The organism is Sulfitobacter dubius, from assembly GCF_027214245.1.
GTDB classification, from domain to species: domain Bacteria; phylum Pseudomonadota; class Alphaproteobacteria; order Rhodobacterales; family Rhodobacteraceae; genus Sulfitobacter; species Sulfitobacter dubius_A.
This window is the reverse complement of record NZ_JAPWHM010000015.1, coordinates 1-23,843: the sequence shown is the minus strand read 5'-3', so window position 1 is coordinate 23,843 and position 23,843 is coordinate 1. Positions and strand designations below refer to the sequence as shown.

General features: G+C 52.3%; 20 protein-coding genes. 7 read left to right on the top strand and 13 right to left on the bottom strand.

The annotated features are described in order from the left end of the window. Positions 1 to 203: 203 nt before the first annotated feature. The 3 genes from O4H31_RS19160 to O4H31_RS19150 all read right to left on the bottom strand — a co-directional run bounded on the left by O4H31_RS19160 (position 204) and on the right by O4H31_RS19150 (position 2,791). Complete coding sequence (locus O4H31_RS19160; protein ID WP_269348128.1) at positions 204 to 761, bottom strand: tyrosine-type recombinase/integrase; 558 nt, start codon at positions 759 to 761, stop codon at positions 204 to 206. A 1,169-nt stretch (positions 762 to 1,930) separates the two neighbouring features. Continuing rightward, the gene (locus O4H31_RS19155) at positions 1,931 to 2,164 is read right to left on the bottom strand and encodes an HGGxSTG domain-containing protein (RefSeq protein ID WP_269348127.1); all 234 of its coding nucleotides are present in this window, start codon (positions 2,162 to 2,164) and stop codon (positions 1,931 to 1,933) included. A 33-nt stretch (positions 2,165 to 2,197) separates the two neighbouring features. Next, complete coding sequence (locus O4H31_RS19150) at positions 2,198 to 2,791, bottom strand: hypothetical protein (protein WP_269348126.1); 594 nt, start codon at positions 2,789 to 2,791, stop codon at positions 2,198 to 2,200. A 321-nt stretch (positions 2,792 to 3,112) separates the two neighbouring features. Here O4H31_RS19150 and O4H31_RS19145 point away from each other — a divergent pair, with 321 nt between their 5' ends. After that, positions 3,113 to 3,355 carry a type II toxin-antitoxin system CcdA family antitoxin gene (locus O4H31_RS19145; RefSeq protein WP_269348125.1) on the top strand — a complete coding sequence of 81 codons (243 nt, stop codon included), beginning with the start codon at positions 3,113 to 3,115 and terminating at the stop codon, positions 3,353 to 3,355. Continuing rightward, positions 3,355 to 3,651 (top strand): CcdB family protein, encoded by a 297-nt coding sequence (locus tag O4H31_RS19140; protein WP_269348124.1) that lies wholly within the window; start codon positions 3,355 to 3,357, stop codon positions 3,649 to 3,651. Before O4H31_RS19145 ends, O4H31_RS19140 begins: the two co-directional genes overlap by 1 nt. A gap of 244 nt (positions 3,652 to 3,895) precedes the next feature. On the opposite strand, the gene O4H31_RS19135 is transcribed toward O4H31_RS19140, so the two are convergent. The 3 genes from O4H31_RS19135 to O4H31_RS19115 form a co-directional block, all read right to left on the bottom strand. Continuing rightward, complete coding sequence (locus O4H31_RS19135) at positions 3,896 to 4,372, bottom strand: MarR family winged helix-turn-helix transcriptional regulator (protein ID WP_269348123.1); 477 nt, start codon at positions 4,370 to 4,372, stop codon at positions 3,896 to 3,898. Positions 4,373 to 5,532: 1,160 nt separating this feature from the next. Further along, positions 5,533 to 6,852, bottom strand: a complete 1,320-nt coding sequence (locus O4H31_RS19120) for a type II toxin-antitoxin system HipA family toxin (RefSeq protein WP_269348122.1) — start codon at positions 6,850 to 6,852, stop codon at positions 5,533 to 5,535. Beyond that, positions 6,852 to 7,103, bottom strand: coding sequence for a helix-turn-helix domain-containing protein (locus tag O4H31_RS19115; protein WP_260013010.1), 252 nt, complete (start codon positions 7,101 to 7,103; stop codon positions 6,852 to 6,854). Before O4H31_RS19115 ends, O4H31_RS19120 begins: the two co-directional genes overlap by 1 nt. A gap of 439 nt (positions 7,104 to 7,542) precedes the next feature. Between O4H31_RS19115 and O4H31_RS19110 the strand changes: the two genes are divergently transcribed. After that, on the top strand, positions 7,543 to 8,070 hold the full coding sequence (locus O4H31_RS19110) for a hypothetical protein (protein WP_269348121.1): 528 nt from the start codon (positions 7,543 to 7,545) through the stop codon (positions 8,068 to 8,070). Positions 8,071 to 8,317: 247 nt separating this feature from the next. On the opposite strand, the gene O4H31_RS19105 is transcribed toward O4H31_RS19110, so the two are convergent. From O4H31_RS19105 to O4H31_RS19075, 7 genes are all read right to left on the bottom strand, one after another. Continuing rightward, positions 8,318 to 8,515: a hypothetical protein gene (locus O4H31_RS19105; protein ID WP_269348120.1), complete on the bottom strand. Its 198-nt coding sequence runs from the start codon at positions 8,513 to 8,515 to the stop codon at positions 8,318 to 8,320. Between the two features lie 228 nt (positions 8,516 to 8,743). Then, on the bottom strand, positions 8,744 to 9,667 hold the full coding sequence (locus O4H31_RS19100) for a glycoside hydrolase family 26 protein (RefSeq protein ID WP_269348119.1): 924 nt from the start codon (positions 9,665 to 9,667) through the stop codon (positions 8,744 to 8,746). Next, complete coding sequence (locus O4H31_RS19095; RefSeq protein ID WP_269348118.1) at positions 9,664 to 11,514, bottom strand: glycosyltransferase family 2 protein; 1,851 nt, start codon at positions 11,512 to 11,514, stop codon at positions 9,664 to 9,666. The genes O4H31_RS19100 and O4H31_RS19095 overlap by 4 nt, the downstream gene beginning before the upstream one ends. Further along, a complete protein-coding gene (gene galE / locus O4H31_RS19090; protein ID WP_269348117.1) occupies positions 11,498 to 12,496 on the bottom strand; it encodes a UDP-glucose 4-epimerase GalE in 999 nt (332 codons plus the stop codon). Before galE ends, O4H31_RS19095 begins: the two co-directional genes overlap by 17 nt. Continuing rightward, positions 12,493 to 13,518: a UDP-glucuronic acid decarboxylase family protein gene (locus tag O4H31_RS19085; RefSeq protein WP_269348116.1), complete on the bottom strand. Its 1,026-nt coding sequence runs from the start codon at positions 13,516 to 13,518 to the stop codon at positions 12,493 to 12,495. Before O4H31_RS19085 ends, galE begins: the two co-directional genes overlap by 4 nt. Before the next feature lie 195 nt (positions 13,519 to 13,713). Then, a complete protein-coding gene (locus tag O4H31_RS19080) occupies positions 13,714 to 14,205 on the bottom strand; it encodes a hypothetical protein (protein WP_331283707.1) in 492 nt (163 codons plus the stop codon). An 11-nt stretch (positions 14,206 to 14,216) separates the two neighbouring features. Further along, positions 14,217 to 14,978 carry a response regulator transcription factor gene (locus O4H31_RS19075; RefSeq protein ID WP_269348114.1) on the bottom strand — a complete coding sequence of 254 codons (762 nt, stop codon included), beginning with the start codon at positions 14,976 to 14,978 and terminating at the stop codon, positions 14,217 to 14,219. A gap of 673 nt (positions 14,979 to 15,651) precedes the next feature. On the opposite strand from O4H31_RS19075, the gene O4H31_RS19070 reads away from it, so the two are divergent. The 4 genes from O4H31_RS19070 to O4H31_RS19055 all read left to right on the top strand — a co-directional run bounded on the left by O4H31_RS19070 (position 15,652) and on the right by O4H31_RS19055 (position 23,320). Next, a complete protein-coding gene (locus O4H31_RS19070) occupies positions 15,652 to 17,373 on the top strand; it encodes a hypothetical protein (protein WP_269348113.1) in 1,722 nt (573 codons plus the stop codon). Between the two features lie 144 nt (positions 17,374 to 17,517). Continuing rightward, positions 17,518 to 19,605, top strand: a complete 2,088-nt coding sequence (locus O4H31_RS19065; protein ID WP_269348112.1) for a type I secretion protein ATPase — start codon at positions 17,518 to 17,520, stop codon at positions 19,603 to 19,605. Between the two features lie 378 nt (positions 19,606 to 19,983). Beyond that, positions 19,984 to 21,987, top strand: a complete 2,004-nt coding sequence (locus O4H31_RS19060; protein WP_269348111.1) for a type I secretion system permease/ATPase — start codon at positions 19,984 to 19,986, stop codon at positions 21,985 to 21,987. Further along, the gene (locus tag O4H31_RS19055) at positions 21,980 to 23,320 is read left to right on the top strand and encodes an HlyD family type I secretion periplasmic adaptor subunit (protein ID WP_269348110.1); all 1,341 of its coding nucleotides are present in this window, start codon (positions 21,980 to 21,982) and stop codon (positions 23,318 to 23,320) included. The genes O4H31_RS19060 and O4H31_RS19055 overlap by 8 nt, the downstream gene beginning before the upstream one ends. Positions 23,321 to 23,843 lie beyond the last annotated feature (523 nt).

Below are 23,843 nucleotides of genomic sequence, written 5' to 3'. Positions count from 1 at the left end.
TGGGAGTATCACCAAAGGTCAGTAGAGGACCAAACCCTGAACAGAGCGAACTAAAGAACGCGGACTCTAAGGGGAGCAGGTCATGAGCGATCTTGTAGAAGTGGGTCACTCAAAACTATCGAAAGCGGCTGCCTCACGGCACATTTCAAGCATCAGTTATAAACTTGGTAATTCGGTCAACGCTTAGTTTGTCGAGCTAGAAGCTATAGCCAGACGTTACACTCCGCGTTCTCTAAATACCGAGTGAGGACGTTAATTGACTTCCAACCTCCTGCACGCATGATCGCAGCGGTATCGTGACCTGCTTTTAACAAATCTTGCGCTGCGCCAACGCGCATCGAATGCCCGCTAAAATCGTTCGCTTCGCATGGATCCAGGCCAGCAACCTTAGCGGCTGACTTAATAAGATGCTTTACGGACGTATCGCTTAAGTGGCGATCCACTACATGACCGTGGTAGATCGGGTTGAACAAAGGCTGAAAATCTTGGCTTCGCCAATCAAGCCAATCGGTTATAAGTTGCCCCGTTCGTTTTGACGTGAACGCGATCCGGCCATAGGCCTCAGGGTCTGCTTTGCTGCGTCGGATCAGAACACGCAGCGTTCCATCACCAAGGAACTCAACGTCGTTGACAGTGAGGGCAACCAACTCGGACCGCCGAGCAAGAAGGTCATAGCCCAGTGAAAGCATGGCTCTGTTTCTTAAGCCCCAAGGGGTGTCTGGTTGAACAGCAAGGAACTGACCAAGATAATCCTTCGTCATTCCCTTCGCCTGCCGCGGCCGCGACGTTTTGCTGCGGCGGATGCGGCGAAAGGTAAGGTTGATGTCCTCGTCATGCGTTGGATCGGGCAGACACAACAGCTGGTGAACCTTTCGAATGGCGTATATGCGCCGACGGACTGTCGAGGGAGTAAACTCTGGCCCCTGATCTACTAGAAATGCTCAGACTGTATCCACGTTGCCAGGAAAGGGCGCCCGTTCGGTTTGTGCGCACCAGCGGGTGTATGTCTCGATATCTGCGTAATAGGCGCGCATGGTCGAGGGCGCATACGCACCTTCAAGGCGCTTGAATTCTTGCCGCCAGTTGTGTTGGATTCGATCTAACATGCGAAAAAAGTATCATATTGCGTAAAATGCGCAAGATATATCTTGAGGTGAAAGTGATTATTGCTTCCCAGATACGAAGCGCGAGGGGCGCGCTTGGTTGGTCAGCCTCTCAACTCGGAGAGAACGCTGGTCTGTCATTAAGAACCATTCAGACTGCAGAGACTGAGGGCGGTGAGCTAAAAATAAGAAAGAGCTCATTGCTAGCTGTGAAGTCGGTACTCGAAGCTGCTGGTATTGAATTCATCGGCACGCCCGACGACGGTCCTGGCATTCGCATTCACCCCCCGAAACGATAGGCTATGTCTACGTTTCGCGCGGTTGCTTTAAGCAGAAAACGCCGTCGAGCGATTGCGATATGGCTCACAATTGGCCTGGCGCTTTGTATCGGCGCGCTAACTCTTATTCCCCTCAGCGCTCCATTGGGTGTTCCAGGAACTGATAAGACCCATCATGTATTGGCCTTCCCGATCCTAAGTGCGCCGTGTGCGGCTCTCTATCCAAAAGGGCTTCTTCGGGTTGTGTTTGCCGCTGCAGTTTATGGGGGCTTGATAGAAGTCATTCAGCCCTACGTCGGGCATCATAGCGAGACGGCGCACGTACTCGCAGATTTGCTAGGCGTTGCCATTGGGGCGGCGTTTGGCCTTCTCCTGCACATGATCTTCAAATGGCGCGTCGCAAGAAGGTCGGCGAGTGCTTGACGCGAGTTTCCCTGACCGCTCCGTTAATTTGCTCTCAAAGAACCTAAACGGCGCGGAAGGGCCGGGGTAAGGTCTGGAGGGTGACCGTATCTAATGCCGCTTTAATGGTCCCGAAGTGCGACACCGTTAGAATTTTTCGATAAGCTCTTTGCCGTTCCGCAGTAATTCTCGCACATGCTTTCTGAGCGCCAGTGCCTCCTTGGTATGAAGACCATGTTTCAGCGCGTTCTGATTGCCTTTCGGGGCGCCGGAGCCTGTTGCGCCACCGTGCATGCGGCAGCGGGTCTTTCCGGAAAGGGCAGGGGCCTGACAAGGAGTTCCCTTGCGGGTCTTGGCACCGCAGCGCGGGCTTGCTCGCATGGGGCGTGTATTCCGTTGGTGCGTCATCGCCGCCTAATCTCGCCGCTTACTTCTGGTCGGATTTCGCTGCTGCTTGGCGGTGGAAGTTGAGACGTTCTGCGCATTCTTGATGGCGCCCGTCTTACTTACAGGTTTTTCATTGCGCTTTCCCATCTCCACATTGCCGACAACAGCTTGGCCGCCTGCGTGAACATTGACATGCTCAACAGTGACCTTCTGCTGGCCTTTGCTACGATGTTTGTTCAATGCCGCCATCTGCTGGGTGTAAAGCGCCATGAGCTTCTGAGCATGCTTTAGATTCATGTCACGTGAAGCGAATGTCTGCCCCGGAACTGCTGCCATGCGAAGGCATTCAAGCGCCGCGTGATGCGTACCAACCATCTGCGCTGCAAGCATGCCTTCGAGTCCGTCAGTAGGGGCTAGGCTTTCATAGAGATCAAGAGCCCTGGCGAGCCGGGTGTTTTGCTCTGTTTTCGACAGACTATCTGGCAAGCGGACCAGTTGTGCTATCTCGTTCATTTTCTGGGTTTCGAGATCAACCTCGTTTACGTCCAAATACGCGCGCACCGGCAATACCTCGTGGGAAGGCAGTGGTGCTGAGTCGGTTTTGGAGGGGGTCTTTGCCATATCACCTTCGACAGGTTGCCGCATTAAGGACGAGCCTACCACATCTAAAGCTTGGAGTGGGGCTTAAAACAAATGGATATTCTACTGTGCATGGGCTTGTATTGGGTTTTCCATGAGTTCCCTCCCCCCACCCAGTAACCCCCGATAACGTGCAACATCAGCAGCGCGCGGGCCGATGCGCCTAACGAATTTCAGAGATAGGGCGCGGAAAGCGTCCCTTATGCAGCCAGCCGGGGCATTCGCGCCAGTATGGAGGTGACCCCAGTCCCATTGCATTACACACCATTTATGTGTATCCTTCATGTGACGCAGGAGAGCGATATGCAGACGACAGCTGAAAAGCAGCGCACAAACATCACCCTGACAGTAGAAAATCTTGCTGCTGCCCGGGAGCTGGGCTTGAATGTCTCCGCGATCAGCGATGCTGCCGTCGGAGAAGCGGTGCGTGCAGCACGGGCCGCGGCTTGGGCGTCAGACAATGCGGCGGCAATCTCAGAGCGCCGCGCTTGGATTGAGGCCAATGGGATGCCGTTGGCGGACTTGCAGGTGATGCGGCTCGGCTGATGGCGCAGTTCCAAGTCTACCAAGTATCTGGCGGGCGGTTTGTGCTCGACCTCCAGACGGATCTTATCGACACCGGTTCCCGTGTCGTCGCTCCTTTGATCCTAATTGCAGGCGGGCCGGGCGTCATAGGACGTCTGGAGCCGGTGTTCGAAATTTACGGCGATGCCTATGCCCTGCACACTGCCGAGATGGCGGCGGTCCCCTCTGCCTTGCTCAAAGGTCCTCCCATCGCCGATCTTTCCGCATCTGACTATGAGATTCGCGGTGCGCTCGATATGGTCTTTTCCGGGTTCTGAGTAGGCCGAGCTGGCTGTCTCCTTTCGCCGCGCGTGGTCGTTTTGGATCGGCCACCCCGGGAGTACTAACGCACAAAACCGGGGCGGTTAACGCGTAAGTAAACCGATCTTCATGGATGACCCGTCAGAAAGACGAATTATATATGCTTTTTCCCCAAACGGTTGATGATAAGCATACATTACGGCAGTCCGTTCACTCCAAGTGAAAGCGGCTCCGCGATGGAACTGCAACGGTAATCTTTATTCAATCTGGCTCTATTTCCGCTGTACGTCTTGCGCGATAAGCTGTTAGGTGGTTATCGCGTGATATTTTCAACATGCTCTCAAAGGCGCGCCAGTTTTTGGTAGACATACCCCAGCGTGTGATGGTTCTTACCTCATCCCCAATGCTCGCTAACTCAGATAGAAGTGGCGTAGCCTTTTCAGTTACTTGAACCATTCTGACGCGACGGTCATTTGGGTTTATGCTTCGACATACCAACCCTGCTTTTTCAAGATTTCCCAGCACCCTGGTAACGCTCATCGCACCAAAGCCACTTATGTCGGCTAATTCGTTCTGACTCAGAGGCCCGAAGCGAGCAATATTCGCCAATGTTCGTGCCTCGCCTGGAGTAATGCCTAGCGCCGCATCGTTCACCTTGTACTCAAACTCTGCGCGGATCAAACGACCGATATCGAGAAGTAAGAAGAACGAGGTATCGGAGTCTATAGGTTGATGCATTTGCCCCTCTTACATTCTTTGAGAATGCTCATAATAAACAAAGTTTAATAATGCAAGTTGTCGGCTTCGCGGATACTTTTGAAGGCAATCTGGGTGTTGCGCTGCGGCACGGACGGCCGGCCGTTCATCGGGGAGAGGTGGCTCTGCTTGCCAGAACAGTTTCGAGCCGTTTCTTAAGTGCATTTTTTGCTAGGCTACGCCGCGACCGGGATTGGTTGCGGTTTGATATGATATGCCTGATCGGGCGTTCGCTCGTCCAGGAATGAATGTGGTCTCCTTATTTTGTAGAATGTCAGATACCGGGCGGTGCCGCTGCGTGCGGCCGACACGGTGTCATAGGCATGCATGTGACAGTGGCCTTTGCGGGCTACCTTACTAAACCCATTGGGTATAGCCTGCGGATCGCCGCGGAAACTGGCGGAGCTGGGATGACTTCGGCAACGGCCCCGCTGTAGTATTATCACATAATTCATACTATAAGCGATCTTTCTGTAGCTGGGGCGCGCGCTACCCCCAAGTGCGACTCTTGTTAGAAAACAGTAGTTTATCTAATGAGAGGAATCGGTATGGGAACCGTTTACGACCAGCTGAGTATCACAGAACGCCGCAAGATAGAACGCTGGAGACACGCGAAGGTCCCAGTCGACGAGATGGCGCGCGTTCTGAAGCGCTAATGAAGTCTCTCAAAGACCTCCTCCTCGTCGCCCGACGGTCCATCACTTTTGATCGCGGAACCGAGTTTGTCAGTTGGCCCCACCTACAAGCCGAGATCGGAACCCAAACGTAGTTTTGTGACCCCTCCAGCCCCTGGCAGAAAGGCACAGTCGAAAACACAAATCGACGCCTTCGAAGGAGGTTGCCCCGCAAACGCGACATCCGGCAATGCACAGATCACGATATGAAGGTGATCTGTGATCGCCTCAACAACACGCCGCGCAAATGTCTTGGATGGAAGACGCCAGCCGAGGTCTTCCGCGAAAAGATATTGGAGGAAATGCGATGACGCCCCTACCCTGAGCTCGACAAGAGTCGCGGTTCAGGTATCGCGCACACGGCTGGCTGATGTGCTGTGCTGGTGGGAGAACCGTTATGTTGGTAAACAGCTGGCGGGGGACATTCGGGATGCTAGGGATAAGCTAAGGTTTTTGAGGCCTTATACCTTACGCACTGTTAGGCAGCCTGAGGCCATCAAGCCGTTCTAGGATTGCTTTACTTACGATATCGACAATGACTTGAGGAAAGCCTTTGGGCAGGGTTTGGGCGGCAGTATCAAGCGCTTCGGGCGCTCTTGCCGCGATCCCCTCGATGAGGTCCGCCACCCTCTTTTTTGAGAGGCCGGCGCGTATGGCCGTTTGCACAAAATGCCGTCCGTGAATCTGATCAAACTGATAGTGCCGGCTATTTCCAACCGACATCGCCATTTTCATCTGTTTGCGCTCGATTTGGCCGGCGTGTAGTGCGCCTTGCGCTGTCACGATGTCATAGAGGGGGGTCATGCGATAGCTGCCGCGAGGGCCTAGGAATACGCTGAAGTTTTTGGCATGAGCGTCTGTCGCCCCCATCAGCCAGAAGATGAGCTGTGCTTTGAGGAAAATGTTCTGATCCTTGATCGGTGTATCGCTGCCATTGAGCAAGCCCAGAACATCGGTCATGCCGGGCCCACCCTCGTTCTGGTACTTTAGCGTCGGTGGGATAGAGAGTGCCTGACAGCAATCTTCCTGAGGCAGACGCAACAATCGCCCGTCTTTCGTCCAGCGACGATCAAAGCGCTCAATGACCAGAGCCTTGGTTTCGCCAAAGGTTTCGATGGTGGCTGTATTCACCGGCAGGCCAAATGCAGCGATGAGTTTCAAGCAATAGTATTCGTTCTCGACGCTATCTGAAAGGTCGATACCCTCGGGCAGTTTTCCAATTTGCGTCTTGATCAGGTGGGTGGTCGGCGTCGTGCCGTGGGGTTTGATCCACTGACCTTCATGCCAAAGCAGGGCTGTCTTTTCTTGCGCCCCCGCAACTGAAATCCTGAAGGCGTCGTTGCTGGTGAGGCCAAGCGGGGCTTGGCTCAACCGGTTCAGGATTTTTTCAATGGCAGCCTCATTGATCGCTTCACCTTTGATCTTGCCGGCAGCGTCAGGTACTTCCTCCTCTCCTGCAATGAATTGAAGTGCCCCCACGCAGTCATGGCCGATCTTGGTCAGCATGCTGTAGGCGTCCGTCCCCCGCGCGCCGACCCTTTCGGCGACGAGGCGTCGGAGCTTGTCTGAATCAGGTAGCAGGTTCTCGAAGACGGCAGAGACGGGTTCGCCGCGATAGGGCGTTTCCCGCAGCGGCAGAGACAAGGAGAGCGGTATGGCATGTTCCCAATCTAGCCAGTCCGTGTCGTATGCATACTCGATGGCACCGTTCGGCTGGCGCGTCAGCATTCCAACGCAGCGATTATTCATATATACATGCAAGGGCGCATAGGCCGGACGTCGGCCCATCAGAACAATTCCTCGATATCCCTGCCATGGCCCTTAGAGCGCTGTCCGATCCTGAGTTCGAGATCGAGAGCTGCAAGGATAGCGAGGATGGTTTCTAGCTTGGCGGGTTTTTCTCCGTTCTCTATCGTCGAAACGGTCGCCTGACGGAGGCCTGCCTGCTCGCCAAGCTTCATCTGCGACCAAGCGCGCTTCTTGCGTGCCCGCTGGATGATGGAACCGATCTGTCTTGGGGTGCGCGCTAAATCATTCATGCAGGCAATATACGCTTAAGCGCATTCTTGGTCAATATGCGCCACGGCGCATATATCGGTTATGCACTTAAGTGTATAAGTTAGAAATACCTTGGGGCTACTGATAGACATGCTGGCGTGTAATGCCATGGGCCTGGCGCGACATCGCTGACTGTTGTGCCATTAGGCCGATCTAACCGAGGATCGATAGCTTTTCCTCTTCGCGCCGCCGTGTCTTCTCTTACCCTCGGTTATGACTTCGTGATGCATCTTAAAGGTTGTCAGCAACTATATCACTAACGACAATGCTTAAAAGCTTATGACTTTACGAGGCAGCAAGCATCAATTGATGCGCTTACCTTTTTTTAAGGGGAACTACTTATGGATTTGGGGGTTCCCCAATGAGTACCTATTGCCTCAGGAATGGCCTGCGGCAATAAACTGCATTCAGGAGTACATCATGTTTGCTCAGCTTAAGACTATTGTTTTTGCAGCCAGTGTCAGCACTCTCGCGCTCAGCGCGGCCGCATATGCCTCAGAAGACCTTCGTATTTCTAAGATTGATGTTGAGGCTACTGTCGCAACTGCTTCTGAGAGCAACGCGTTAGATTTTTATCCCAACATCGAAGAGGATTTGCGCGGGGAGGTCGCTCAACGTGTACCATTGAGCAGCGATGGCGCCGATCCGCAGATCAGGATCGACGTCCGTAAAATTGCACTGAATGGTGCGACGATGCTTCCTGAAAGCAAAGAGTTCAATGAGCTGGAGGGTATTGTTAATATAACCAGCCCTACTGGAGAGAATGCAGGACTAAGTTTTCCAGTAAGAATTTCGGCCTACACCGGTGATACGATCGCGCCTGAAGGTTTTGTTAACATACCGCCCACAGATGCTGATTTCTATGTTGCAATGGTTTCGACTTTTGCGGATGTCGTGGCCGAGAGTCTGACCAACGTGAACACATCTGGGAACAAGATTGACCCATAAACGCGATATTCTCTCTGGCGGCGTCCCACCGCTAAGTTGAGAAATGGCGCGGGCCGCCCCCCCAAGGCCTGCGCCTCCCTGTTTTTTGTCCTTTGATGGTTGAGCATCGTATCAGAACTCAATTGGGTGCAGCCGCGGCGAGTTGATGCTGTCGTGATACCGCCGCAGTACTGTCTAACCCGCGTCCAAGTGGTCTTTCTCTTGAACGCAGCAGGACATTTTCGAATGTCATTAGTTTATTGCCGTGTTAGCGGCGATAACATTTAGATTTTTGACCAAAGCCTGCAGGGGTACAGATGTAGCTACCCATTCCAGAACCTGCAGATGCAGTCTTAATTGATTGCGCCATCGCTTGATTGGCGAAACTGGTGCCAAACAGAATTGGCAACATCGCTGAATATACAAAAAAACCGCGCCGGAATCGGCGTGCTAAATTCTTGTTCACAACTGCTCTCCTCAGACCCGGGCAAGCCTTTCTGATGTCGGCTCGCCTCGATGACAGTGGAGCAACTATGCAAACATGATGTTACTGGTCAAGCTACACATGTGCTTTTCTTCACACAATGGTGTGGAGAATAGGGCGCAGTATTAGAGTGATATGACCCTTCAGGAGGTTTTTGATATTTCGCTCAGGCGTGCGAAGTATCTGCAACAAAGGTATTTCTTAGGTCACTTAGCGGGTCTCAGGAAGGATGTGAGCGGTTTGCCGCCAGTTGGGATATCCAAAGCCATCAGGCCAAGGATATACCTCCTTTTGAGCGAAGTAGACCACCGCTTCCAGCTCTGGGTAGCGTGAACTCATTGTCCGGATATCGGCATTCCATTGAGCCACATGTTCGGCATCACCAGAAAATCCCAGTTCAGCAACCACGATGGGTTTGCCAAGGGTTACAGCTCTCTCGTAGCGAGGCCCGAAAATATCCTCAAAGGATTGAGCCTGATTAAGGACCGCTTCTTCCCAAGGCTCGAAGCTAAATACAGACAGCCCTACGACATCGACGACATCGTCACCCGGATAGTATTCGGCAAGGTTCTCATATCCAAGTGGCGACCACATATAGCGTGCTGTGGGTGCATTTTTTCGGCAGATTTCGTTCATCCTACGAAACGCCGAGATATAATCTCCGGGCACCCAGTTAGACCATATAAATTGTCCGCTGGGGTCTTCCATTTCTTGCGCCCACCGGATTGTCATCGGAATATCTAGCTGCCCCAAAGCGGAGCAAACGTTCTGCATAGTGGCATCATAGGTGCCGTTTTCGATGCCTTCTCGCAATACGCTAGGACTATTGCGGTCATCACGCGACCAGGTCCATGGTTCGATTGTGACCAGCAAAGTTCGATTGCGCTCCTTAGCATAAGTCTCGGCTTCGAACAGACTGGGCAACAGCACATCTTCCCAAGGAAGGAAGAGATGTTCGATCGAAACCCCTTTAAGGTCGGAAAAATCGCCATTTGGGTCATAAACGCCGAACGGTAGGTCCCCCGGGGGGACGGTCTGCGCGGGCAACATGGTCCCTAAAGTAAGAGCGCAAAAGAGCGATACTGCTTTCGGCGCAAATGTCCCTTTGGGGGTGAACATATAAAGAGATCTCATTTCGTGCCTCCTTTCAGGGTAACTGCATCGAGTAATTGTGACCACCAACTATGATTGTAGACCATAACATAAGGGGAGCCGCCGCCGCCCTGCCCTGCGCCAGTCACAACATAGGTGGGTGTGAAAATGCGGACTGTGCTGCGCATCTCAGTAAGAGCAATCAGACCAGCATTGCCGCGTTCTCCCGCGGCAAAAACGATGCATGTTGCTGTTAGCATCACGCAGGTAAATTGCGCGAGTGTTCGACGGGTGCAGCCCTCAATGTTTAATTCGTTCTCGTTTAGGTGCTTGATCAGGATCACCATGAATACTGCCGTATAGAGTGCGGCGTTGATTAGAGCGAAAATATAGAAACCAGCTGCCTCGTCTGCTTGTTTTACCAGCAACACGGGAAAGACGGAGATAAGTGCTAGGGCGAGATAGGGGAGCAGCGCTGCCCAGCCTAACATCTGCGCATCTTGTCCGCCCTTTGGTGTCACACGAAAATCTACAAAGCTGCCCGTGAGTGTATCGCGTACGGCCATTAAACTTCCCAAGATCACCCAAGGCCATTGGATAAGCGCAAAGAGCGTTTTCTCCCATCCGAGCACTTTGGCATCGTGCGGCCGGAAAAACCCATCAGCCCGTACGCAGGAGACAAGGGCAATCATAATAATGATAGAGGGCCAGACGTGAAGTAGGAAGGCAGGAAAGGTAAGGTCTGCATAGCGCACATCGAAGACCAGTGCGATTACTGGCAGTGCGAACATCAGCGCCATAAAGCTTGCAAGGAGCGGGTACCATAGCTGGCAGAAAACGAATTGCAATTTTTGCTTTGCGGATAGGCGCGCAAAGTAGCGAGGCGTATGTTGCAGCAAGATAGTCATTAAGCTGCGCGACCATTGAAACTCTTGCACAATGAGGTCAGCGATCGTGCCGGGACCTTCTCCCACGGCGATCGCATCGATTGCGTGCATGCCCCTCCAACCGCCGGCGTTGAGGATCATAGATGTTGAGTGATCTTCGGCAAGCTCCGGGCCAAGACCGCCGACCGCGCGCAGCGCTTTGGTGCGTACTGCATAATGTGAGCCGATGCACATAGGTGCCCAGCCATTTGCGTATCCAGCCTGCACAACCCCATGAAAGACGGCCTCGGTATGCAGCCTGCTCCTTGCAGCCCAGCTGTGGGTTGCGTTGCGCGAGCAAATACTAGGTGCGCTGACATAGCCAATTTCGGGATCTGCAAAAGGCTTAAGCATCTCATGTAGATATTCAGGATGTGGGACATGATCAGCATCAAGCTGGGAGACAATATCATATCTCTCATAGCCATAATGATCATAAAAATATGCGAGGTTGCCTTCCTTACATCGGGTTCGACGAGGCCAGCTTTTATTGTGATAGGCATCCACCCCCTTGCGAGTAGACACATGGACACCTCTGGCGCGGCACCAATCCAGCGTTTCCGGATCGGGGTCTTCATCTGCCAACCAAGTGTCATGGGCCACTGTTTGAGTGAGCATGGCTTCAAGCGTAGTTTTTACGACTTCAAAAGGTTCTGAAGGTGCTTTTGTCACCACCATTGCGACGCGGCACGCGCCAAGATGCGCTAGAGTTCCTGTTGTTTGATGTGAACGTAAAAAAAGGCAGATAAAATAAGCTTGGACGAAGAAGACCCAAGATACGCAAATGGTTGCAGGAATATAGAGATACCAGATTGTATAATGTTCTGGTTGGAGCCACCAATGCCAAAAGAAAGCAGAGGCAAGCAGCCACAGGACGGCTAGCAACCTATAACGCCATCTCAAAGGTCCTTCCAAGAGAGGTTGACGGAAGTAACTGGGCTTATGCTCAAGCGCTTTTCGCATCTTGCACCTTTAACAGTCCAAAGCTGCGCGCAGCGTCCGCCACAATGGTGTAAATATCCGAACGAGATGGCTCAAATTCTAAGATTTGACGAGCTCGAGTGATATCGGCCGTTAAAGCAGGTGGGTCACCTGGACGTCGGGGCGCTATGCGCAAGCTCACTGGAGCGCCTGTCACTTCTTCTACGATGGAGATGACTTCCTTGTTGGACACCCCTGTCCCACTGCCGAGGTTCAAAGTGAGGTCGCCGCCAAACTTTTCCAGATGTTGTAGGGCGAGGAGATGCCCCTGCACCAAATCATCCACATGAATATAATCACGCAGGCAAGTTCCGTCAGGCGTGTCGTAATCTGTCCCAAATAGGGGGAGTTGCGCACCTTGGGTGGCGCGAAGCGCTAGAGGAATTAGGTGGGTTTCAGGATCATGTGTTTCGCGCAAGACCCCATTTGGGCTGGCTCCGGCGGCATTAAAGTACCTTAAGATCGCGAAGGCCATTCCCGCCTGCCCTGCAATATCACGCAACATCGCTTCACAGATTAATTTGCTTTGACCATATGGGCTAATAGGATGCTGAGGCGTCGTTTCGGCAACCGGACTGTTTGGTGGTATACCATAAGTGGCGCAGCTGCTTGATAGAATGAAGTGTTGCACCTTAGCTGCTGTGCAAGCTTTCAGCAGGGAGATCATACCCAAAACATTGTTATCATAGTACTTTATCGGATCTTGAATGGATTCACCGACATAAGCTGAGGCGGCAAAATGCAGGATTGTTTTAATCCTATATTGTCGCAGCGTTTCTATAAGCCGTGCGGTGTCGCGCAGATCAATCTTAACCAAAGGGCCCCATCGAACTGCGCCGCTGAAACCGGTTGAAAGATTGTCGAGCACAAGCGCAGGACGTCCTTCGCGACCGAGCGCATAGCAAGCGTGGCTTCCAATGTAGCCAGCACCACCTGTTACACATATGCCTGCTGAAGAGGTCATTCTGCTGCCAGAAAATCTGCTCCCTGACTAAGCTCTGTTTCAAAGTAAGGTATTAGGTGCTGCAGCCCTTCTGCTAGAGAGATGCTTGGAGACCAGTGTAGCTCCCTCTTGGCTTTAGTGATGTCCGGACAGCGCTGCCTGGGGTCGTCCTGTGGAAGATCTAAATAACGCACCATTGGGGGGAGGCCGAGGAGCTCAATGATCTGATGGGCCAACTCCTTTATCGTAAACTCTTCTGGGTTCCCTAGGTTGTAGGGGCCAGTTTGGGTATCCGGCGCGGCCATCAGGGCCATAAGCCCCGATATCATATCGCTGACATAGCAGAACGACCGCGTCTGACTGCCGTCTCCATAAATAGTGAGAGGAGCACCGGATAACGCTTGAACTACGAAGTTTGAAATCACCCGCCCATCGGAAGGGCACATGGAAGGGCCATAAGTATTAAATATACGCGCTACACGTATTCTTGCACTCTGCGTCTTGTAGTAGTCGTAAAATAGAGCCTCGGCTGCCCGTTTGCCTTCATCGTAACATGAACGCGGCCCCATCGTATTAACGCAGCCTCGGTAGATTTCGGGCTGGGGGCTGATCTTTGGGTCACCGTATACTTCTGAAGTGGATGACTGCAGAATTTTCGCATTAAATTTCACGGCAAGGTCCAGCAGGTGCATCGCCCCCCAAACATTTGTCTTAAAGGTATGGACGGGATCGATCTGGTATTTTTCTGGAGATGCCGCACAGGCGAGATTATAGATTTCATCAACAAAGCCAATATTTGGTAGAGGCTGTGTTATGTCATGCTGGATCAGTATAAAATTCGGATCGTTTAGCATGAGCGCGATGTTCGACATTCGGCCCGTCGTAAAATTGTCCATGCAGATGACAATATGCTCTTCATGCAATAGTGTGTGGCACAAATGGCTTCCGAGAAACCCTGCGCCTCCTGCAACCAAGATCCGCCGACAGGGATTGGGCCTGCCGCTGGAATCTCTTGCGTGAAGCTGAGGCGTCTGCGGGATCATGATGTCCTCCAGTATCAAACCATTGGTCGGTCAAAGCCATTTTAGGGACCTGACCCGTCTTAAATTGACCTACTTGACTCCCAAAGGCCGTAACTTCTGGGTGTTGGATGAGGTCGATGATACTAGTTTAAAATCAAAATCTTACCTGTGAAGCTAACAATAAGGTTAGCATGGGTCCGCGCTGCCTGAGCAAGCCTAACGTGGGAAGTCAAAGCGCTGAATGACCTGCCAGATCGCTTGGTTAATAAGCGCCAACTCATTAATCGCTGCTTCGATATCTTCAGCAGCCGCATCATTAAGAGGATGAGACTGGCCCATTTTTAAGGTGTCTTTACGATCGGCTATGCGCATGAGGATTGTGCGAGGGTTTCCTCCTTCCGCATCGAACGCATAAATGCAGTGGTTATACCGGTTTCGCAGCTTTGCCTGCCCTAAAAGCCGGCTGGTAATATCCAAAACCGCAGACCTTTGCTCTCGTGTTGTTTTGTCCAGTTTTGACAAACGTTCAACCAGGTCAATCCGAGCACGCGTGGTATTTAACGTTAGAAAGATGACGGTAGCAGTCTCTTTGTCTACGCGTGCCAATCCGGCAATGAAGTGGATCAAAAGGCTCTCAGTATTTGTCCATGTATAGTTGAGCTTTCCGACAAGTAGGAGAAAATTGTCAAACTGAAGATGTTGGCTCACGTCGTCACTCATTATGGCCTCAGATCTGCCTTCGCTTGCTCGAGAAACCAGACTGCAGCTTCTGTGCGGTTGTTTACGCCGAGTTTTGAAATGACGTGATGTATATGCAGCTTTACCGTATGCTCCGATAGGCCCAGACGATCCGCGATAATCTTGTTTTGTTTGCCCTCTGCAACGCAAGTGAGAACCTGCATCTCTCGGCAAGTCAGCCCATCTTTTACAGGCCTAAGGGCCGGGTCAGGAAAGGTAAGTCTCTCTTGAACTGCCGGGTTCAGTATTGCCTGAGAGCTGGATTTAGTTTTTTCGGTAGTGATTTGTGTTGCTTGTGTCGATGCATAGAGCTCGGAAGGGATATAGTTCTCTCCGCAAATCAGCAACTCCAATAGCGTTAACCAACGATCCACGTCCCGGTTCATTGGCAGAAAGGCGAGGTTCGCTTGCGGGGGGCTATCTCTTATCTCCGTCAGTACGTGCTGAGCCCATTTTGGCTGACGGTAAGCCAAGGCAATCGTTGCATTTGGGAACCGGTCCATAAGAAGGGCATGTTCTTCTTTTAAAGGCTCCATCATAGACTGATTCAAAATGATACTACGGACCCTGTCGGGTCGTACCAACGACAACTCAAGAAGAGCTTCGATGGACCCTAATCTGTAGAATGCAATATCTTCGAGGTTCGCCTGTGCGAGCTTCACCAAAGTATTTGAAAAATCTCGTGAATTACCGATAAAAAAGCATGATATCTTCTCAGAGCTAACATATTCAAAATCACGCATAGCATTGTTCCTAATGGTTACAACGTTCTATGCCTGTCTGCCTCGCCGCAGTTTGATTTGCTTGCCATGTAAATGGCTGCTTAATTCACTTGTTACCTAAAGGTCGTCAGAAAAGTGCCAATATTATACGCCTTTAGGTCTAGACTATAACATATTTACGTCGAAGTTGGGCATCTTTTTGTCTAAATGGCGTCTTTCAACTCTGAGTTGACTTTTCTCCGAATCTCTTTCCTATCAAAAGGTGTAGAGCCCGCAGATTCGAATGCCTGGTGAGACTGCGAAGCGCAATCATAAAACACTTAAATAGCATTATTATTCAGTGTTTTAGATTCGAATACGCACCATCTAGTTACAATGGTTAGATAGGTTTTTTCCTATTTTTTGAAGATATTTCTCCGTGTCGTCTTTTTGTGATGACGCGCGCCCCGTTTAGAGCGCGTTGGCGGTTTTGAGTGCCTCAGGTTCCGAATCAGAGGTCGTGTCATTTCCGCGATTTGAAGCAAAGGCAATAAAAGGGAGGTACCATCATCCAAAACAGAAACGACTACTGTGCCGCGCATGGACCGACTTAAAGTTCATGCTTGGCCGAACCATTATCCAACAGAAACGCACAGACCAATGATCGCTTTTGAAATGAGTAGCGATCCGGCATGTGCCGCATAGGAGAACTACAATGCCAGGTAATCGCCATAACCCCGTAAATATCTTTCACATTGACAACGGTGATCAAGAACAAGACCAGGACCAGCTGCAGGCTCAAGGCCAAGCGCAGCTTGAACTGCAAGCGCAGGGTCAAGGACAGCATTCTGATCAAGACCAAGATCAAACCTCATACCAAGGCCAATCATCTGATAACTGGAATGGCAATGACAACGGGAACGGCAACGGGAACGTGAATGCCAATCTGGGTCTGAATAAGAACCACAATGGGAACCATTCAGACAACGCAATGACGAATGACAGCAATACCAACAACAACAGCAATACCAACAACAACAGCAAGACCACCAACGACAGTACGACCGAGAATGTTACTGGTGTGACCAACCACAGCAGCACCACTGTTGGAGTCACGGTTGGTGCGGACATGGAAGGGTACATGCCCAACGACGATGACTTTGCTGATATTGATCTGAAAGACGCCTCAGCGAATGATTTCATTATGGCTAAGGGGGATATTGATTATAACCCGGGCAATGATCTCGACCTCGATGACATTCTCAATGATGCACTGAATGGTGCCGGGAATGACGCTGGGACGGTCAACGCACAGTCCAACAACCTGAATGACAACGATACTCTGAGCAATGTTCGGAACAACGGTGAGATCAATCAGGACAACGTATCGACAGGTGGCGAAGCCACGGCTGGCGATGGAATTGCTGCGGGTGCGGCTGGTGGCGCCAGTGGCAAAGGCGGTAATGCCGATGGCGCTGGAGCCCTTGGTGGCCTAGGGATCGGAGGCGCAGCGCTTGCTGGTGGTGGTCAGAGCGGCGAAGGCGGCGAATCTACTGCTGAAGGCGGCGGAGGTGCTCAGGGCGGTGACGCAGGCGCGCTTGGCATAGGTCTTGGACTGGGCGGTGCCGATTCAGACAACGATGCTGATGGTGGTAATGGTGGTGCTGCAACCTCAATTGGTGCAGGTTTCGGCCTTGGGCTGTCGGGCGCGGGCTCGGAGGCGGATGGCGGTAACTCCGGCGATGCTGGGGGTGTCGGTGTCGGCGTTGGCTTGGGAGGTGCGAATGCAGACTCCAGCGACGCTGACGGCGGCTCTGCTGGAAGCTTCTTTGGCATTCCCATTGCGGGCGGTGGCTCGACTGGGGATTCTGCGGCCGACGGCTTCGGTGGCGGTATCGGTCTCGGTGTTGGTCATAGCGGAAACGGCGGTAACGCTGATTCAGTTGGCCGTGCCGAAAGCACAGGGCGCGGTGACGGCAGTGGCGGAAATGCTACTGGTGGGGCCAGCGGCGACACAGATGGCTGGTCTGCAGCACTCAACAACGCTCAAGGCAATGGGGGCGTCAATACCGCCACTGCCGGTGCAGGCGGTGATGGCTATGGTGGCCACGCTTGGGGCGGTGACACTGGTGACGCCTTTGGTGGTCAAGCAATCGTCGGCGGCGTTCAAGCTGGTGGCGGAACCGGGGGCAATGGCGGCAACGCTTATAGCGGCGCCGGTGGTGCTGGCGGTAATGCTGGCCAGTGGGGCTCGAACAATGGTGACGATGGTTTTGTAACCGGTGAATCCTTTGCTTCGGCAGCCTCGCAGATCGACACTACAGCCTTCAACATGAGCATTGTTCAGGGTGCCAACGTACTTGGCAACACTGTCGATATGACCGTTGTCGGCGGCGGCTTCAGCTCGAGCTACATCGGCGACGATGGCGATAGCTAATAGGCTTAAATGAAGTTTCGGGGCCCGGATTTTCTGGGCCCCGGTTTTGAAATCAAAATGGTGGCTGCGCATTCCACCATTCTGCAACGCTAACAAGGAGCCCAGTGTCGCAACTGTTCACATGGCAGAAATGGAACTGGCAAGATGTTAGATAAATTCACCGAAATCGTCGCTCATATGATCGGTATTTTCCATACCACGATCGAAGCAGAGCGAATGCGTGACGCCTATGCAGAATTCAAATTCAAGCAAATCAACCCTGAAGTGAACGATCTGGAGCCAGGAAGTGCTCACTTCAGTGTGCGCTACACGCTCAATGATTTCGACCCTAAGCTGAACTACACCCCACTTTCTTTTGATACGCCCTATAAAGTTTGGTCTGCCAATCTCGGACCGACCCCTCTCGCGGAACCTTACATCCCGGCAGGAGGAACCGCGTTTTCAGAAGCTTACTTTGAACAAGGGTCTCTCTTCTTCCCCTCGCTCGCACGACCATTGCTGACGCTTGAGCCCCCGGGCAGTGTCGTTACGGTTAGCGCGCAGAGTGCTTGGATGCAGGACAACGATCTTCTGCGGATGAATAGCGTTCATGCTGAATTCATAGACCCTTCAATTTATACTGATGCCCTGAATGCTTTGAAGGAGGTTGCGCAAACCTTAGGGGTCCTCTCAGAAGAGATGCGTCTGGATTTCAATGAAAGCGGCTATGGTTTCTTCATAGCTTTGCATGAACTCATGAGGGAAACGGACGCCACATCACGCCTTGGTGAAACAGTGGCGGCGCAGCATGGCTCTGAAGCCTATGGCATGTTCGTCGATGGTGATGCAGTCGACGCCCTACCATTGCTTGATGATGTTTTGCCGACGCTTTTACAGAGTGACGATAACGAAGACGAAGACACCACACTAAGCGCTGCTGCAAACGGCGATGATCTTGCACATAGCGACAGCTTCAAAATATCCAATAAAGCCGAAGATACAGACCCGTTTCGGGGATTGAACCCGCCTTCCGCTGCAGAGGAACTCTTTGGTTTGGAGGACGGATATCAGGTCGTGACGGGCGGCAACATGATGCTCAACGAGGTGGCTATGAATATCTCATGGCTCGATGCACATGTTATTTCTGTCATGGGAGATGTTGTCGAGTTGAACCTGATCAGCCAGGCTAATGTTCTCGCAGAACATGCCATTTTTAACGGGATCGGTCAGGGCAGTCTTTCAGCCACATATAACATCGCCATGATGTCCCATATTTCCTCGCAGCCTGCCTCTGTTGAGGGTGATGATTTAGACGAGTCGAACGCGAATGCCGAAGACACCTATTCGGGCTTGCCAAAAAACTGGGCGGTTACACGGATCGATGGTGACCTGCTGGCGGTTAACTGGGTGCAACAATACAGCTTCATGACGGACCACGATCGTGCGGATGTCAAAATCTCCGGCACCAATACCTATATCGGAATGGGCGAAAACGTCATTGTTAACTTGGCCGCGCTTGCCGAAATCGGATACGGCTACGATCTTATTATGATCGGTGGCAATCTGATTACGATCAATCAGATCAGCCAGATGAACGTGATGCTTGATCACGATTCCATTACCTCGGTTGGGACACTCCCGTTTGGAACCTCTGTAGGTGCCAACTTGCTGTTCAACGGAGCATCGATCTCCACGGTGGGCATCAATACTTATAGCCCGATGACCGAGAACTTCGCGGCAGCGAGTAAGGACTTTGCTGAAGGCGCTCAGACCATTGACCAAACTGTCGCGCACGATGGTGTATTCACTGGCGATGAAATCCTGACTGTTCTCTACATTGAAGGTGATTTTAAAACCATCAATTGGGTCGAGCAAACCAACGTGCTGGGAGACAGTGATCAGATACATCTGGCACTCGACACATTCACCTCTCAAACCGGGTCCCCTGTGAAGCTCTATGCGGGGTCGAATGCCGAAGCTAATTCTGCATCGATAAATATCTATGGGGCTGATTCCGAAGTCCGAGTGCAAGGGGAGGTCTACAGCGACGCCCTGCTCTATCAAGCAAACCTAATTGACATGAGCGCTGATCCTACAGGGGTCTTTATGCCAGCACTCGCGAATGAAGCGGTGGCATTTCTCGCTGATGGTATGATCAGCGACCCTTCCCAATCCTCGGACGATCTTAGCATCGTTCCAACCTCACCCGAAAGCTTAGCATCCCCTGATTTAATGCAAATGATGCTGGCCTAAGAGAGTAAATCGCACATGAACCACCGTCATAAATTTCCGCCCCCCCCCATTAGCGATAAACCTTTTGAAAACAATGCGGACCCGCGTTCTTTTACGGCACGACTTATGAGGCAAGAAGGGCCAGGCAAGCTGATGCTTACACCCGCATTGCGATGCGCCGATCCCGAACCCGAGGCCACTCAGGCCCACAATACGGCAACGCAAGAACCCCCACAAAAATCAGCCTTGACCCCAGACGCGACCTCGTCTCTTTCTCAGCCTCAGCCTCAGCCTCAGCCTCAGCCTCAGCCTCAGCCTCAGCCTCAGCCTCAGCCTCAGCCTCAGCCTCAGCCTCAGCCTCAGCCTCAGCCTCAGCCGGGTTCCCCTAAGCCCATAGAGGTGTCGGCAAGCCAAGCCCCCTCACAAACCGATGGCATATATGAAGAACGGCCCTCGCAAGCTTCGGCAGCAAAAGTCGCCGCTGAACCGCCGACTGAGGCAAAGGCAAAACATGCAGAACCGAGCAAAATCAAGTTGGGAGGGATTCAAATTGAAGGTGATACCGGACCTGTTTTAAAGCCGGGCCAGGGAGACAAACCGCCCCGAGGGACTACAGGCGGCGGTGGCGGTGGCAACGGAGGGAATGGAGGGAGCCCTAACTTCCACAAGCGTGGGGCTCCCGATCAATTTGCCGCACAGCTCAGAAAAGGCAAGCAGATCGTACGGCGGAACATGAGCTTCGTGATGATCTTGACCTGTGCAACCAACGTCTTGGTTCTGTCGATCCCAATCTACCTTTTTCAGATCTCTGATCGGGTACTCACCAGCCGATCCCTCGACACACTTATCATGCTGACAGTGGTCATTGCCGGTGCCGTGGTCTTGCAGTCTATTTTCGACGCTGTGCGCCGTTTCATTTTAATGCGCACAGCGGTTGAAGTCGCAGTACGGCTTGGTGCTCCTGTATTGAGTGCCGCGGCACATTCTTCGCTGCATGATAACGGACGTCAGTACCAGACTTTGGGCGATTTGCAGCTTTTACGTAGTTTTCTTGTGTCAGGCACGCTGATCTCCTTTCTCGACGTGCCTTTTGCACCGCTGTTTATTGCGGCCATTTTTCTGGTGCATCCGCATTTGGGCATGATCGTAGTGGCCACCGCGGTGGCACTCATGGTCATTGCACTGATCAACCAAAAAGCGACGTCCAAACCTTTTGCCGAGGCCAACGTCGCGCAGGCGCGCGCCAATATGCACCTCGATTCCATGTCGCGTAACAGCCAGATTATCAATGCACTGGCTATGGTTCCTGAGGCCGTCACCTTATGGGGACGCGATACAGCCAACTCTCTTCGCGCTCAGGTTATCGCACAAGATCGCAATATCATTTGGGCTGCTGTATCTCGCGGGGCCCGGTTGCTTACACAAATTGCAATGTTGGGCTGGGGTGCGTTTCTTGCGATCCAAGGGGAAATTACCGGCGGCATGGTCATTGCGGCGTCCATCATCGCGGGCCGTGCTCTTGCGCCGATTGAGGGATCGATCGAAGGTTGGAATGGTTTCTCGCAGTCTCGTTCAGCCTATCAACGAGTTACCAATCTGCTCCTGACGACCGTACAGAAGTTTGAGAAGTTGCGTCTGCCACAGCCTGAAGGACGCTTGAATGTGGAGCGGCTGCTCTACGTGCCTGCAGGCACAAAGCAGGTGGTTCTCAACGGTCTGACTTTCTCTCTGCAACCTGGTGACTCATTGGCAGTGATCGGTAATTCTGGCGCGGGAAAGACAACGCTAGGCAAAATGTTGGTGGGATCGATCCTCCCCACCTCCGGCAATGTGCGTCTCGATCTAATGGATTTGCGGAACTGGGACACGCGACAGTTGGGGGAGAACATCGGATACCTTCCGCAAGACGTGCAACTGTTTCCTGGGACAATTAAGAACAATATTGCCCGGATGCGCACCGATGCGCGCGATGAAGATATACACCGTGCGGCCGTTCTGGCCGACGTCCATGACATGATTGCCTCCTTGCCCCATGGGTATGAAACGATGGTAGCCGCAGATGGCGCACCGCTTTCAGGGGGGCAGAAGCAGCGGATTGCTTTGGCTCGGGCTTTCTACGGCAATCCACGCTTTCTCGTTCTTGACGAGCCAAACTCCAACTTGGACGTCGCAGGGGACCGCGCTTTGGCCAATGCTATTCACCGTGCGGGTGAGGCAGGCATCACGGTCGTGGTCATTACCCAAAAACCGTCTCTGTTAAGCGTAGTGGATAAGATCATGCTCTTGGCCGACGGCAATATTACGTTGTTCGGTGAACGCCAGCAGGTGTTGCAGCAGTTGTCTCAGCGCAGCAATGGCGGCAACCCGCCAGCACCTCAACGAGGGGGGCCAAACAATGGGTGAACTGACGATCTATGCGGAACCGCCCGAGTGGTATGATGAGGTACCACGCTCCATCACACGCCAGGTTGTATTTGGTATTTTTCTACTGGTGTTTGCTTTTGGAGGCTTTGGGCTTTGGGCCTTCAAGGCGCCATTGGCTGCTGCGGTTATTTCACAAGGCAGCTTCGTTGCCACTGGTAGCAACAAGATCGTGCAGCATCTTGAAGGAGGCATCATTAAAGAAATCCTTGTAGAGGAAGGTGAAGATGTTGAGGTAGGCCAGCCTCTCCTGCTGTTGGATGAAACTGCGGCTTTGGCAACAGAACGGGAGTTTTTCTTGCGGCAGATTCGGCTGGAAGCAATGGAAGCGCGGATTCTTGCAGAATATGATCGGAAAGATGAGCTGAACTATCCTGTACATCTTGAAGAACTGCGGCATGACTTCAACATAGCGGCAATGCTTGATAGCCAAGAGATTGTTTTTAACGCTGCAACGCGCCAGCTGAAAAATGATGTCGATCTATTACAACAGAGCATCAATGGGTTGAAAGAGCGCGCAGATGGCTATGAGCAGCAACTTATAGCCACACAATTACAGCTTGAGATTCTGACTGAGGATTCCGAAGCTAAAGAAACTCTTCTGAAGAAAGGCCTTATTCGTCGAACGGAATTTAACACTTTGCGGCGCGCCATGGCAGAAGCTACCGGCCAGATCGGGCGTCTTCAATCTGAAATCAACGAAACGCAAGCGCTTTCAATGCGCTATGAATCCCAGATTGAACAGACCATCAACGAACGCCAGAGCGCAGCGCTTGATGAACTTCAAGTCGTGCAATCAGAGCTCGAAAGTGTTCGGGAGCAAGCCCGGAAAGCCCAAAACGTTTTACACCGAGCTGAGATACTTGCACCCGTATCTGGGACTGTAGTGCGGATGCATTATCATACTGCAGGAGGTGTTATTGAAAGTGGAAAGGCCATTTTAGAGATCCTACCCACCGGTGAGCCACTGATTATTGAAGTGCAAATCCCACGCACCGAAATTGATGTCGTCCGTAAAGGTCAGGCCGCGACTGTACGCCTTACAGCCCTAAATCAGCGCACCACACCTATATTGGAAGGCCAAGTGTACTATGTATCGGCAGATGCGATCTTAGATCGCGCGCATGACGTTCCCCAGGAGATCTATGTTGCTAGGGTATCGGTGCCGCCAAAAGAGCTTGATCGTGTTCGGGGTTTTACACCAACGCCGGGCATGCCTGCAGAGATCATGATTACCACTCAAGATCGGACCTTCGTCCAATATTTAATGAAGCCGGTCACAGACAGTATGATCCGAGCCTTTCGGGAGCAGTAGAGCCGAAGTGAGCCCGGGCACTGCGTCAAGCCGATATCACGGGGTCAATATGCGAAGCGCATCTACAGAAATCAAAAAGGTAGACACCGATGCGCGGCCTTATGACGTGTGCAGGGGGCCATAAGATCGCCTCAAACTTATCTTCTTGAGCCTAGAAAATTTGGCACTAAGTTCCTTCTTATGGGGTCCCGTGCGCTTTTCTCCTTTCCCAGGTTGGGCGCACCCGAGCATGGTACACCCCAAAGATGTAGCCGGAACGACTGGCGTTGTCTGGCTACATCCCAATTTTCCTGATTTTAAAATCGCACCCTTAAACAGGTTACTACTGTTGTGAGACGCCGCCTCAACAAGCCCCTGCGATGATCGGACGGAACGCATTCGGCACAAATTGGGGTCAAGATGACACCGCCGCAACATGTCATGCAGATCGCAACCCACTATGCAGAATGAGCTACCCCCCGAACATCGGACACTGACGTAAGCTGCGATTTGTAGTTTGCTGATCTTCAACACGAAGGAGATC

Excerpts from the sequence above, each read along its gene's own strand:
- O4H31_RS19160 (WP_269348128.1), bottom strand. The coding sequence starts at position 761 with ATGACGAAGGATTATCTTGGTCAGTTCCTTGCTGTTCAACCAGACACC.
- O4H31_RS19155 (WP_269348127.1), bottom strand. The coding sequence starts at position 2,164 with ATGCGAGCAAGCCCGCGCTGCGGTGCCAAGACCCGCAAGGGAACTCCT.
- O4H31_RS19150 (WP_269348126.1), bottom strand. The coding sequence starts at position 2,791 with ATGGCAAAGACCCCCTCCAAAACCGACTCAGCACCACTGCCTTCCCAC.
- O4H31_RS19145 (WP_269348125.1), top strand. The coding sequence starts at position 3,113 with ATGCAGACGACAGCTGAAAAGCAGCGCACAAACATCACCCTGACAGTA.
- O4H31_RS19140 (WP_269348124.1), top strand. The coding sequence starts at position 3,355 with ATGGCGCAGTTCCAAGTCTACCAAGTATCTGGCGGGCGGTTTGTGCTC.
- O4H31_RS19135 (WP_269348123.1), bottom strand. The coding sequence starts at position 4,372 with ATGCATCAACCTATAGACTCCGATACCTCGTTCTTCTTACTTCTCGAT.
- O4H31_RS19120 (WP_269348122.1), bottom strand. The coding sequence starts at position 6,852 with ATGGGCCGACGTCCGGCCTATGCGCCCTTGCATGTATATATGAATAAT.
- O4H31_RS19115 (WP_260013010.1), bottom strand. The coding sequence starts at position 7,103 with ATGAATGATTTAGCGCGCACCCCAAGACAGATCGGTTCCATCATCCAG.
- O4H31_RS19110 (WP_269348121.1), top strand. The coding sequence starts at position 7,543 with ATGTTTGCTCAGCTTAAGACTATTGTTTTTGCAGCCAGTGTCAGCACT.
- O4H31_RS19100 (WP_269348119.1), bottom strand. The coding sequence starts at position 9,667 with ATGAGATCTCTTTATATGTTCACCCCCAAAGGGACATTTGCGCCGAAA.
- O4H31_RS19095 (WP_269348118.1), bottom strand. The coding sequence starts at position 11,514 with ATGCGAAAAGCGCTTGAGCATAAGCCCAGTTACTTCCGTCAACCTCTC.
- galE (WP_269348117.1), bottom strand. The coding sequence starts at position 12,496 with ATGACCTCTTCAGCAGGCATATGTGTAACAGGTGGTGCTGGCTACATT.
- O4H31_RS19085 (WP_269348116.1), bottom strand. The coding sequence starts at position 13,518 with ATGATCCCGCAGACGCCTCAGCTTCACGCAAGAGATTCCAGCGGCAGG.
- O4H31_RS19075 (WP_269348114.1), bottom strand. The coding sequence starts at position 14,978 with ATGCGTGATTTTGAATATGTTAGCTCTGAGAAGATATCATGCTTTTTT.
- O4H31_RS19070 (WP_269348113.1), top strand. The coding sequence starts at position 15,652 with ATGCCAGGTAATCGCCATAACCCCGTAAATATCTTTCACATTGACAAC.
- O4H31_RS19065 (WP_269348112.1), top strand. The coding sequence starts at position 17,518 with ATGTTAGATAAATTCACCGAAATCGTCGCTCATATGATCGGTATTTTC.
- O4H31_RS19055 (WP_269348110.1), top strand. The coding sequence starts at position 21,980 with ATGGGTGAACTGACGATCTATGCGGAACCGCCCGAGTGGTATGATGAG.